Source organism: Enterobacter sp. 296B2 (genome assembly GCF_034106185.1).
Taxonomy (GTDB): domain Bacteria; phylum Pseudomonadota; class Gammaproteobacteria; order Enterobacterales; family Enterobacteriaceae; genus Enterobacter; species Enterobacter cloacae_N.
In genome coordinates this window covers 146,066-158,319 of sequence record NZ_JAWNCA010000004.1, presented here as the reverse complement: position 1 = coordinate 158,319, position 12,254 = coordinate 146,066, and the positions used below count along the sequence as shown (strand labels likewise).

Sequence of the window (12,254 nt, the reverse complement as noted above, 5' to 3'; positions counted from 1 at the left end):
GGGATTAACATGCGCATACTGTTTTCGATGCTGTTGCTGGCGGGGTTTGCGGCGAGCGCGGCCGAGCCGACGCAGACGTTTACTGACGATCTGAACCGTAAGGTGGTGGTACCGGCGCATCCGAAACGGATCGTCTCGTTACACGACCTGGACATTACCATTCCGTTAATTGAGCTTGGCGTACCGCCGGTGGCGAGCCATGGCCGTACCCGGCCGGACGGCAGCCACTTCTTGCGTTCCAGCGGCATGTTGACCGGCGTCGACTTCGATAATTCCGACATCAAGTTTATCGGCACTGCGGATATCGATATCGAAGCCATTGCCGCCGCAAAACCGGACCTGATCGTTACCGAGCCGACGCGCAACACCCCGGTGGAACAGCTGGAGAAAATTGCCCCGACGGTGAGCATCGATCATCTCGACGGCGGCGCGCCGGAGATCTACCGCAAGCTGGCGCAGCTGACCGGAACGCAGGCGCGGCTCAGGATTCTGGAGCGGCGCTATCAGGAGCAAATTAAGGCGCTGAAAGCGACGATTGATACCCGCAAGGTGAGCGTGTCGGTAATTCAGGCCAATCAGGGGAAAATCAACGCCATGCACAGCTACCATTCGCTGGGGCGCGTGCTGCGTGATGCCGGGTTTACCTTCCCGCCGCTGATTGAGTCCATCCCGGAAGGGGGGCGCATTGACGTCAGCGCCGAGCGGCTGCCGGAACTGGATGCCGATTTCGTTTTCGCCACCTGGCGCGGGGATACGGGCGGCAAACCGCAGGATGAGCTGGCAGCGATGGATGCAGTGATGCCGGGCTGGTGCCAGTTCCTGAATGCCTGTCGGACCGGACATTACGTGCTGATCTCGCGTGAAGAGGCCATCTCGAACTCGTTCGCCTCGTTAGGGCTGATGACCGCGCAGGTGCAGTCGCACATTGCCGGACGTCCGCTGCCGGAGGCGTCACGATGAGCCGTAAAGTTGATCTCTTCGGGGACCGCCTCCGCTCGCGATCGCACCAGCTCACGCCTCGGCTGCTACAGGTGGCGCGCTATATCAATGAAAATCGGGAAGCGGTGATGGAACAGACGGCAATGGAGATCGCGACGCTGCTGAAAACGTCGGATGCCACCGTCGTTCGCGCCATCCAGGCGCTGGGTTTTGCCGGGCTGCGCGATCTGAAGCAGACGCTGGAGCAGTGGTTTGGCCCGGTCGTGACCTCCAGCGAAAAGATCTCCACCACGGTAAATACGCTGACCAGCGACGTCAATGCGAGCATTGATTTCGTGCTGGAGGGGCATCAGCATACCTGTGAAGTGTTGTCTGAACCCCATAACCGCTTCGCGATGGCGCAGGCGGTCTCGCTGCTGGCGCAGGCGAGGCAGGTTGCCATATTTGGAATTGGCGCGTCCGGGATTTTGGCCGAATACACCGCCAGACTCTTTAGCCGGATGGGGCTACCCGCCACGCCGCTTAACCGTACCGGAATAGGGCTGGCCGAGCAGCTGATCGGGCTCCAGCGCGGAGATGTGCTGATCATGATGGCGCAAAAATCCGCGCACCGGGAAGGGCAAACCACGCTGCGCGAAGCAAAACGGCTGGGTATTCCCACGATTTTGCTGACCAATGCCATCGACTCGCGATTCAGCAAAGAGGCCAGCGTGGTGATCCACGTCCCACGCGGCGGCGAGAAAGGTAAAATCCCGCTCCACGGCACGGTGCTGCTGTGTCTGGAGATGATTATTTTATCCGTGGCCTCCACCGAACCGCAGCGCACCATCAAGTCGATGAAGCGCATCAACGAGTTACATCGTGGGTTAAAACCGGGGAAGAAAAGCAGCTGATTTCCCCGGCTCGCGGATCACGCTTTCGGAATACGCAGCGTCTGGCCAGGATAGATTTTATCCGGGCTGGAGAGCATCGGGCGGTTAGCTTCAAAAATCTTATTGTACTGGTTAGCATCGCCGTACACGGTTTTGGAGATAGCGCTCAGGGTATCGCCGGATTTCACCGTGTAGTAGGTGGCTTCATCTTTGGCATCGGTCGTGGTGATGTTGTTCTCCACCTCGCTGACGCCCGCGATGTTCCCGACGGCAACCTGGATTTTTTCCTTCTGCTCCTGGGTCAGCCCGTCGCCCGTCACGCTGGCTTTGCCGTCGGTAACGTTAACCTGAACTTTGTCTGAACCGGGAATGTTGAGTTTCTTGAGGTGCTCGGTGATTTTGTCGCTCTGACCTTTATGGTCGGTCAGGTTATCCCATAGCTTTTCGCCTGCTTCTTTTACGAAGTTAAAAAGACCCATTCCATCCTCCTGTTAATCATGAAGTCAGAATAAGCATAGCAGGTCAGAGAGATTTCCCTCCCCGGAAGGAGAGGGAAGGCAGGTTTTAAACCCCTTGCTCCAGAATACGGATGTGGGTCTCCAGCACGTCACCCTTCACCGCATCGCTCCAGGCTTTCATGTGCGCGGTCTGCAGGTGCGCTTCAAGGTGCGCGACGGTTTCCCACTGCTCAACCATGATAATGGAGTCTGGCGCGGTGGACTGGAAGCTCGCGTCGGTAGCGGCATCGACCATCGGCGCGTAGCCGTGGCAGCCTTCTTCTTTCAGTACGGTTGGGATGATTTTCGCGAACTGATCCAGCACCGCCTGGCGGTGATGTTGACCTGGACGAGTACGGATTTCTGCGATTACTGTAAGCATGGTTACTACTCCTTTAATTCCAGGCTACCAGTTAAGCAAAAATTTTCGCGAGATGCTTGCGATATTCTGCGATATAGCTCGGGACGTCCGGCATTTTAATCACGTCGTTAACGATAAAGGTCGGCAGCGGATCCATGCCCAGGAACTGATTCGCCTTGTGGAACGGCAGGTACGCGCCGTCGACGCCCACGCCCTCGAAGAACTGATCTTTTTCGGTGAAGGCTTCCAGAGGAGCGTTCCAGGTGAGGGAGAGCATATATTTTTTCCCCTGAATCAGGCCGCCGGAGCCGTATTTTTTAGACGCGTCTGAACGGGTGCGGCCGTCGCTGGCATACAGCGAACCGTGACCTTCGGTGAATACGTCGTCCATGTACTTTTTCACGGTCCACGGTGCGCCCATCCACCAGCCCGGCATCTGCCAGATAACCACGTCGGCCCACAGGAAGTTCTGCACTTCGGCCTTCACGTCATAGTTGCTGTCCGCACGTACGACCTTAACATCATGCCCGGCGTCGCGCAGGAAACCGTCCGCGACCTCGGTCAGGGTGTCATTAAGCTGGCCTTTAGAGTGCGCAAATTCTTTTGCGCCGTTGATAATCAGAATGTTGCTCATTTTTTGTCCTCGATGCTGAGAGTATGTCCGGTATTCTACGCGCGAGGGCGGAGCGGAAAAATGAGCAAAATGTGCAAAGTCTTTTGCGCGTAGTGCAATAATCCCTTACCAGCTGACCTTCACGTTAAAGCCGCCTTCAGGCGCATTGCCCAGTGAGACGCGCATGCCGTGCAGCGCGGCAATGCGTTTCACAATGGATAATCCCAGCCCGCTGCCCGTTGCGTCCTGACCCGGCGGACGATAAAACCGCTCGCCGAGACGCGCCAGCGCATCGGGTGAAATGCCCGGGCCGTTGTCGCGCACGGTGAAGCTACGGGTGTTCAGCGTCACATCTACCACGCTGCCGCGCGGGCTGTAACGGGTGGCGTTATCCAGCAGGTTACGCGCCAGCAGGCTCAGAAGGAGCTGTTGGCCCGTGCGAGTCACCTCCGGCGCGTTGATGTTCAGACGAATATCAATACCCGCCTGCTGCGCCGAAGGGTAGATATCCATCACCGCAGACTGCAGCAGGTCGGCCATCGCTATCTGTTCTACGCCGTCCAGGCTATCCAGCGAGTCCAGGCGCGACAGGGTGAGGAGCTGATCCACCAGCCGGGAGGCGCGGTCGATACCCGTGTGCAGCTGCGCCAGTGCTTTTTCCTGCGCCTGCGGATCGTCCTGTGAAAGCTGCGCCACGTCGGTTTGCACCTTCAGCGCGGCCAGCGGGCTGCGCAGCTCGTGGGCGGCGTCGGAGGTGAAGCGGCGCTCGCGGGCCATCATCTCCTGGGTACGCGCAAAAAGATGGTTCAGCGAGTCGAGCAGGGGGCGCACTTCGGCAGGCACGTCCTGAGTGGGCAGGGCGTCGGTGGCGTCCGGCGAGCGGGAACGCAGGGTCTGGGCCAGCTTTTTCAGGGGCTTTAGCTCCCGGCTCAGCAGGACAATAAGCAACAGCAGCATCACCGGCAGCGCCACCAGCCACGGCGTCAGCTGCGAGCTGACCACGTCCAGCGCCATATCCTGCCGGTACTCCCACTCCTGGCCGATCACCACGCGGTATTTTCCGTCTGGCGACGTCAGCCATAAAAAGCGCCATTCGTCGTTGTCATCCTGAAGCCGTCCGTCATCAAAGCCATCGCGACGATAGTGATACGGAATATCGCGTCCGTTTTCGCCGTCGTTAAGGATCATCGTGCCGTCTGAAGCGTAAATAGCAAAGGCCAGCGCGTCATCGTCCAGATGCCCGTGTTTGGCTTTTTTCGGCACCTCGCGCATGCGCTCCGGCGCGCGGATCTCGTCAAGATCCATTGTCAGCAGCCGTTTGGCAAACAGCATCTGCTGCGTATCGAACAGCTTATCGAGCTTGTGGGTAGTCTGCTGCCACGCCACCAGGCTGGCGGCAAACCAGGCCGTCAGGGACAGCGCTAAAAAGAGGAGCGTCAGGCGCAGCTTCAGGCTCAGCTTCATGCGTCACCCAGGGTATAGCCGATGCCGTGCACGGTGCGGATAAACTCGCTCCCGAGCTTGCGGCGTAAATGATGAACATGGACTTCCACGGCGTTGCTGGAGACGTCATCGTCCCAGGTATAAAGCTTTTCCTCGATGTGCTTGCGCGGCAGCACCCGGCCCGCGTTACGCATTAACAGCTCCAGCAGGGCGAACTCTTTCGGTTTAAGCGTCAGCGTTTCGCCATCCAGCGTCGCGACGAGGCTTGCCGGGTCGAGCGTCACCTTGCCGTGGCGCAACTCGCTGCGCGTCTGGCCGTGGCTGCGGCGCACCAGCGCTTCCAGGCGGGCAGCCACCTCGATCAGCGCGAACGGCTTACAGAGATAATCGTCCGCCCCGAGGCGCAGCCCCTCGACGCGCTGGTTCAGCGCATCCCGCGCCGTCAGGATCAGTACCGGCTCGCTGCGCCCGCTTTCGCGCCAGGCGCGCAGGATGTCCAGACCGTCCAGTTCCGGCAGGGTCAGATCAAGCACGACGGCATCATAGGGCGCAGAGGCGAGCGCGGCCTGTCCGGTTTTCCCGTCGGTAAACCAGTCCACGCTAAAGCCCAGTTTGCTTAAGCCCGCTTTGATGCCATCACCAATTAACCTGTCGTCTTCTACCAGTAAAATGCGCATGTTCCCTCCTTGATGCCGTCAGTAAACCCTCTGCAAGCGCCTGCTGTACAGTAAAAATAAATAAATTTTCCCCTTAAGAAGTTGTTAAGGTTTACCCTGTTTAATGGATTGTGAAACGACATTAAAGGGAGAGATTACGATGAAAAAATTCGCTGCAATTGCTGCCATCATGATGATGACCACCGCGCCGGTCTTTGCTGCTCAGGGCGGTTTCACTGGCCCATCCGCTACACAGACCCAGACGCAAACCCAGCAAGGCGGTTTTGTCGATAACAACGCCAACCTCACCACCGCGGCTAAAGTCAAAGATCTGAAGGACGACGCCTGGGTGAAGCTGCGCGGGAACATTACCGAGCGCCTGTCCGATGACCGCTACACCTTCCGCGATGAGTCCGGCACGGTAGTGGTCGAGATTGATCACAAGCGCTGGAACGGCGTGACCGTGACCCCGCAGGATAAAGTCGAACTGCAGGGTAAAGTCGACAAAGACTGGAACGAATTTGAAATCGACGTGAAGCAGGTCATCAAGCTGAACAAATAACCCGAAAAGGGCCGCTTATGCGGCCCTTTTTCTTTGTGACTCAATTCATCAGATGAGGTAGTATCTGCGGCAATATTGCCTGAAACCCTTCGGTTTCTGAGTTGAGGAATCACACGTAATGAGCGATATGGCAGAGCGCCTCGCGCTACATGAATTCACGGAAAACGCCTACCTGAACTACTCCATGTACGTCATCATGGACAGGGCGTTACCGTTTATCGGGGATGGCCTGAAGCCCGTTCAGCGCCGCATCGTCTACGCGATGTCCGAGCTGGGGCTGAACGCCACCGCCAAGTTCAAGAAATCCGCCCGTACCGTCGGTGACGTACTGGGTAAATACCATCCGCACGGCGACAGCGCCTGTTATGAAGCGATGGTGCTGATGGCGCAGCCGTTCTCTTACCGCTACCCGCTGGTGGACGGGCAGGGGAACTGGGGTGCGCCGGACGATCCGAAATCCTTCGCGGCGATGCGTTATACCGAATCCCGCCTGTCCAAATATGCCGAAGTGCTGCTGGGCGAGCTGGGTCAGGGAACCGTTGACTGGGTGCCAAACTTCGACGGTACGATGCAGGAGCCGAAAATGCTGCCTGCGCGTCTGCCGAACATCCTGCTGAACGGCACCACCGGTATCGCGGTCGGCATGGCGACGGACATTCCGCCGCACAACCTGCGTGAAGTGGCGAAAGCCGCCATCACTCTGATTGAGCAGCCAAAAACCTCGCTGGACGATCTGCTGGATATCGTCCAGGGGCCGGACTACCCGACCGAAGCCGAGATCATCACCTCGCGCGCGGAAATCCGCAAAATCTACCAGAACGGTCGCGGCTCCGTGCGCATGCGCGCGGTGTGGAATAAAGAGGACGGCGCCGTGGTGATCACCGCGCTGCCGCACCAGGTTTCCGGCGCGAAAGTGCTGGAGCAGATCGCTTCCCAGATGCGCAATAAAAAGCTGCCGATGGTGGATGACCTGCGCGACGAGTCCGACCACGAGAACCCTACCCGTCTGGTGATCGTGCCGCGCTCCAACCGCGTGGACATGGAGCAGGTGATGAACCACCTGTTCGCCACCACCGATCTGGAAAAAAGCTACCGCATCAACCTGAACATGATCGGCCTTGACGGACGCCCGGCGGTGAAAAACCTGCTGGAGATCCTCTCCGAATGGCTGACGTTCCGCCGCGATACGGTGCGCCGTCGTCTGAACCATCGTCTGGAGAAGGTGCTTAAGCGCCTGCACATCCTCGAAGGTTTGCTGGTGGCGTTCCTCAATATCGACGAGGTGATCGAGATCATCCGTACCGAGGACGAGCCGAAGCCGGCCCTGATGTCGCGCTTCGGCATCAGCGAAACCCAGGCCGAAGCGATCCTCGAACTGAAGCTGCGCCATCTCGCTAAGCTGGAAGAGATGAAGATCCGCGGCGAGCAGAACGAGCTGGAAAAAGAGCGCGATCAGCTGCAGGCGATCCTCGCGTCAGAACGCAAAATGAATAACCTGCTGAAGAAAGAGCTGCAGGCGGATGCCGATGCCTTCGGCGATGACCGTCGTTCTCCGCTGCACGAGCGCGAAGAAGCGAAGGCGATGAACGAGCACGACATGCAGCCGTCCGAGCCGGTGACCATTGTCCTGTCGCAGAGCGGCTGGGTGCGCAGCGCCAAAGGCCACGATATCGACGCGCCGGGTCTGAGCTACAAAGCGGGCGACAGCTTTAAAGCGGCGGTGAAAGGTAAGAGCAACCAGCCGGTGGCGTTTATCGACTCCACGGGTCGCAGCTACGCCATCGACCCGATCACGCTGCCTTCCGCGCGCGGCCAGGGCGAACCGCTGACCGGCAAGCTGACGCTGCCGCCGGGCGCAACGGTTGACCACATGCTTATGGAGGCCGATGACCAGAAGCTGCTGCTGGCGTCCGATGCGGGCTATGGCTTTATCTGTACCTTTAACGACCTGGTGTCGCGTAACCGCGCCGGTAAAGCGCTGATCAGCCTGCCGGACAACGCTCACGTGATGCCGCCGCTGGTGATCGAGAACGAGAGCGACATGCTGCTGGCGATCACCTCTGCCGGACGCATGCTGATGTTCCCGGTCAGCGACCTGCCGGAGCTGTCGAAAGGTAAGGGCAACAAGATCATCAACATACCGTCTGCGGAAGCCGCGAAAGGTGAAGATGGCCTGGCGCATCTCTTCCTTCTGCCGCCGCAAAGCACGCTGACCATTCACGTCGGCAAGCGTAAAATCAAGCTTCGTCCGGAAGAGCTGCAGAAAGTGGTGGGCGAGCGTGGCCGCCGCGGTTCGCTGATGCGCGGCCTGCAGCGTATCGACCGCGTGGAGATTGATTCCCCTGCGCGCAGCAGCGCGGGCGACAGCGAAGAGTAATGCCGTGACACCCCCTCTGTCCGGAGGGGGTATTTCAATAAAATTTCCCGTAAAATCGTTGTTAATTCGTGCGTTGCGATTAACAATACGCGCTCGTAATAAAGTCCTTACCTGGCCACAGGTGAAGTATAATTGTCAGCTGTCAGGGCTTCAGAGGTCGCTATGCTATATATTGTTCGTCTTATTCTTACCGTTATCTACTGCATTCTGGTCTGTATTTTCGGCTCTATTTACTGCCTGTTCAGCCCGCGTAATCCGAAGCATGTTGCCACCTTTGGCCATATGTTCGGCCGCCTTGCGCCGCTGTTTGGCCTGAAGGTTGAAAAACGCCTGCCTGAAGGGGCGGAAAATTTCGGTAACGCCATCTATATCGCCAACCATCAGAACAACTACGATATGGTGACGGCCTCCAATATTGTTCTGCCGCCGACCGTAACGGTGGGGAAAAAAAGCCTGCTGTGGATCCCGTTTTTTGGCCAGCTGTACTGGCTGACCGGTAACCTGCTGATCGACCGTAATAACCGCGCAAAAGCGCACGGCACCATTGCGGAAGTGGTGAACCATTTTAAAAAGCGCAAAATATCCATCTGGATGTTCCCGGAAGGAACTCGCAGCCGCGGTCGCGGTCTGCTGCCGTTTAAAACCGGTGCGTTTCATGCCGCAATTGCGGCAGGTGTTCCAATTATTCCCGTGTGCGTTTCCAATACTTCTAATAAGATTAATCTTAACCGCCTGAATAATGGTCTGGTGATTGTCGAAATGCTGCCACCCGTCGATACCAGCAAGTACGGTAAAGACCAGGTGCGCGAACTGGCAGCACACTGCCGCGAGCTGATGGCTCAGCATATTGCGCTGCTGGACAAAGAAGTCGCAGAAAGAGAAGCCGCCGGTAAGGTTTAATCCGGCGTTAAAGGGAAAACGAATTCCCGCGTTGTTAGTCGTTTCAGATGGAGCTTATATGTCACTCAGTCGGCGTCAGTTTATTCAGGCTTCGGGGATTGCCCTTTGTGCGGGTGCGATGCCGCTGACAGCCAGCGCCGCCGGGCAGCAACAGCCGCTGCCCATTCCGCCGTTGATTGAATCCCGTCGCGGGCAGCCGCTTTTCCTCACGCTTCAGCGCAGCCACTGGTCGTTCACCCAGGGCACGCGCGCGCCGGTGTGGGGCATTAACGGGCGCTACCTCGGGCCGACCGTCCGCGTGTGGAACGGCGATGACGTTAAGCTCATTTACAGCAACCGTACGGCTGAAAACGTCGCCATGACCATCAGCGGCTTACAGGTTCCTGGCCCACTGATTGGCGGCGCGGCGCGAATGATGTCCCCCAACGCCGACTGGGCGCCCGTCCTGCCGATCCGCCAGAGCGCGGCAACCCTGTGGTATCACGCCAATACCCCTAACCGTACGGCGCAGCAGGTCTATAACGGCCTGGCCGGCATGTGGCTGGTGGAAGATGAGATGAGCAAATCGCTGCCAATCCCGAACCACTACGGCGTGGATGATTTCCCGGTCATCATTCAGGATAAACGTCTGGATAACTTCGGTACGCCGGAGTACAGCGAGCCGGGCAGCGGTGGCTTCGTCGGCGATACGCTGCTGGTTAACGGCGCGCAGAGCCCGTACGTGGAAGTGTCCCGTGGCTGGGTGCGCCTGCGTCTGCTCAACGCCTCTAACTCGCGCCGTTATCAGCTGCAGATGAGCGATGGCCGCCCGCTGCACGTCATCTCCGGCGACCAGGGCTTTTTACCCGCGCCTGTCTCCGTAAAACAGCTGGCGCTGGCGCCGGGAGAGCGTCGTGAAATTCTGGTGGATATGACCAACGGGGATGAAGTCTCCGTCACCTGTGGTGAAGCCGCGAGCATTGTTGATCGTATTCGCGGGTTCTTTGAGCCGTCGAGCATTCTGGTCTCCACGCTGGTGTTAACCCTGCGCCCAACCGGCCTGCTGCCGTTGGTCACCGACAGCCTGCCGATGCGTCTGCTGCCGCAGGAGATCGTGAGCGGTTCGCCGGTGCGCAGCCGTGATATCAGCCTGGGCGACGATCCAGGCATTAACGGCGCGCTATGGGATGTGAACCGTATTGATATCACCGCCCAGCAGGGCACCTGGGAGCGCTGGACGGTGCGTTCAGATATGCCGCAGTCGTTCCATATTGAAGGGGTAAGCTTCCTGATCCGCAACGTTAACGGTGCGATGCCGTTCCCGGAAGACCGTGGATGGAAAGATACCGTCTGGGTGGACGGCCAGGTTGAACTGCTCGTCTACTACGGCCAGCCTTCCTGGCCGCACTTCCCGTTCCTGTTCCACAGCCAGACGCTGGAGATGATGGACAGGGGCTCCGTGGGGCAGATGCTGATTAACCCCGCGCCTTAACCCCCTGACATTCCCGGTTCGCCGGGAATGTTTTAAGCCCGCCAGAAAAAGCGCGAGAACAGAATCAGTACCGGGTAAATTTCCAGACGCCCTAAGATCATCGCCGCGCACATCAGCAGTTTCGCTCCCTCTGTTAACGTGCCGAACGTTGATGCCGTCTCGCCAAATCCCAGCCCCATGTTGTTGATACAGGCGGCAACCGTGGCGAATGACGTAAACAGGTCGTAGCCCATCAAATTAAGCGCCCAGACAAAAAAGCCCGTGATCATCACGTAGAGAAAAAAGAAGCTCCATACCGAGCGCAGGACGCGTTCATTCACCACGCTTTTGCCCACCTTTATGCTCAGCAGCGCGCGCGGATGGGCCAGTTGGTTCATCTCCTGAATACTCTGCTTGAACATAATGAGAAAACGCAGGGCTTTGATCCCGCCGCAGGTTGAGCCTACGCAGCCGCCAAAAAAGCTGGCGCTCAACAGCAGGAAGATGGTGTGGGCGGGCCATTGGGCATAGTCAGCTGTCGAAAGGCCGTTATCGGTCATCATCGAACTGGCCAGGAAGAAGGCGTGCACCAGGCTATCGACAGGGTTGTACATTCCCGCGTGCCAGACCTGCCAGGCGGTGATGACGATAATCACCGCGGCGGCGCTCAGAAAGAATCTCACCTCAGGGCTGCGGCGAATCGGCTTCAGGGTGCGTCGGACAATGGCGACGTACCAGAGGGTGAAGTTAAACGCGGAGAGCAGTGAAAACGCCCCGGCAACCAGCTCAATCGCGTGGCTGTCATAAAAACCGATGCTCTCGCTGCGGGTGGAGAACCCGCCCAGTGACACCGTCGAAAGCCCGTGACAGAGGGCGTCAAAAAAGGACATCCCCGCCAGCCAGTAGGCCAGGGTGCAGGCCACGCCCAGCGCGAAGTAGGTCACCCACAGGGTACGTGCGGTATCGGCAAGGCGGGGCGTCAGGCGCTCCTCCTTGAACGGACCCGGCATCTCTGACTGATAGAGCTTCATGCCACCAATGCCCAGCAGCGGCAGAACCGCGACAGCCAGCACGATGACGCCTAATCCGCCAATGAAATTGAGCTGAGCGCGATAATAAAGGTACGACTTCGGCAGGGCGCTGACGTCCCCGATCACCGTCGCCCCGGTGGTGGTGATCCCGGAAACCCCTTCGAAGAGCGCGTCCGCAAAGGAGAGGTGCAGGCCATCATCCATCCATAGCGGCATGGCGCTTATCAATGAAAACAGCAGCCAGAACAGCACGATGATCACGAAACCGTCGCGGGTGCGCAGCTGTATGCCGGCGTGGCGGGTTGCCCGCCAGGTTAACCCTCCGAGGCTGAAAAAGGTCAAAAAGGTGGTCAGGAACGCAAAGTAGGTCCGCTCTTTATTGAGCAGGGCGATGACCATCGGCGGCAGCATCGACAGGCTGTACAGCAGAACCAAAAAACCGCAGAGGTGGAGCACAACCCGCAGCTGAGACACATGTAACGAATCGTTGAACTTCACAAAGCAACTCCACGCCAGAATTCCTCCCGGCGGCTGAAGACCGGAAGAGTCAGGG

12 protein-coding genes are annotated in these 12,254 nt (G+C 58.4%); 6 read left to right on the top strand and 6 right to left on the bottom strand.

Annotation, left to right across the window (positions count from 1 at the left end; genetic code table 11):
* Positions 1–9: 9 nt before the first annotated feature.
* A complete protein-coding gene (locus tag URZ40_RS04730; RefSeq protein ID WP_320719884.1) occupies positions 10–960 on the top strand; it encodes an iron-siderophore ABC transporter substrate-binding protein in 951 nt (316 codons plus the stop codon).
* Entirely contained in the window at positions 957–1,832 is an 876-nt protein-coding gene (locus URZ40_RS04725; protein ID WP_163329689.1) for a MurR/RpiR family transcriptional regulator, read from the top strand. Before URZ40_RS04730 ends, URZ40_RS04725 begins: the two co-directional genes overlap by 4 nt.
* A 17-nt stretch (positions 1,833–1,849) precedes the next feature.
* Here the strand turns inward: URZ40_RS04725 and lysM are convergent, their stop codons facing one another.
* From lysM to qseB, 5 genes are all read right to left on the bottom strand, one after another.
* Positions 1,850–2,290 (bottom strand): peptidoglycan-binding protein LysM, encoded by a 441-nt coding sequence (lysM, locus tag URZ40_RS04720; RefSeq protein ID WP_028014428.1) that lies wholly within the window; start codon positions 2,288–2,290, stop codon positions 1,850–1,852.
* A gap of 85 nt (positions 2,291–2,375) precedes the next feature.
* Positions 2,376–2,690 carry a putative quinol monooxygenase gene (locus tag URZ40_RS04715; protein WP_116342064.1) on the bottom strand — a complete coding sequence of 105 codons (315 nt, stop codon included), beginning with the start codon at positions 2,688–2,690 and terminating at the stop codon, positions 2,376–2,378.
* 31 nt (positions 2,691–2,721) lie between these two features.
* Positions 2,722–3,303, bottom strand: coding sequence for an NAD(P)H-dependent oxidoreductase (locus URZ40_RS04710; RefSeq protein ID WP_024906501.1), 582 nt, complete (start codon positions 3,301–3,303; stop codon positions 2,722–2,724).
* Between the two features lie 105 nt (positions 3,304–3,408).
* On the bottom strand, positions 3,409–4,746 hold the full coding sequence (gene qseC, locus URZ40_RS04705) for a quorum sensing histidine kinase QseC (protein WP_320719881.1): 1,338 nt from the start codon (positions 4,744–4,746) through the stop codon (positions 3,409–3,411).
* Entirely contained in the window at positions 4,743–5,402 is a 660-nt protein-coding gene (qseB, locus tag URZ40_RS04700) for a quorum sensing response regulator transcription factor QseB (protein WP_320719879.1), read from the bottom strand. Before qseB ends, qseC begins: the two co-directional genes overlap by 4 nt.
* A gap of 139 nt (positions 5,403–5,541) precedes the next feature.
* Between qseB and URZ40_RS04695 the strand changes: the two genes are divergently transcribed.
* From URZ40_RS04695 to ftsP, 4 genes are all read left to right on the top strand, one after another.
* Positions 5,542–5,943, top strand: a complete 402-nt coding sequence (locus URZ40_RS04695; RefSeq protein ID WP_023309189.1) for a YgiW/YdeI family stress tolerance OB fold protein — start codon at positions 5,542–5,544, stop codon at positions 5,941–5,943.
* Between the two features lie 118 nt (positions 5,944–6,061).
* Complete coding sequence (parC, locus tag URZ40_RS04690) at positions 6,062–8,320, top strand: DNA topoisomerase IV subunit A (RefSeq protein ID WP_116342058.1); 2,259 nt, start codon at positions 6,062–6,064, stop codon at positions 8,318–8,320.
* A gap of 162 nt (positions 8,321–8,482) precedes the next feature.
* Positions 8,483–9,220 (top strand): 1-acylglycerol-3-phosphate O-acyltransferase, encoded by a 738-nt coding sequence (gene plsC / locus URZ40_RS04685; protein ID WP_061097059.1) that lies wholly within the window; start codon positions 8,483–8,485, stop codon positions 9,218–9,220.
* Between the two features lie 58 nt (positions 9,221–9,278).
* Positions 9,279–10,691, top strand: a complete 1,413-nt coding sequence (gene ftsP / locus URZ40_RS04680; RefSeq protein ID WP_116342056.1) for a cell division protein FtsP — start codon at positions 9,279–9,281, stop codon at positions 10,689–10,691.
* A gap of 32 nt (positions 10,692–10,723) precedes the next feature.
* Here ftsP and URZ40_RS04675 read toward each other — a convergent pair whose 3' ends face one another.
* Positions 10,724–12,199 (bottom strand): TrkH family potassium uptake protein, encoded by a 1,476-nt coding sequence (locus tag URZ40_RS04675; RefSeq protein WP_116342054.1) that lies wholly within the window; start codon positions 12,197–12,199, stop codon positions 10,724–10,726.
* Between the last annotated feature and the right edge of the window lie 55 nt (positions 12,200–12,254).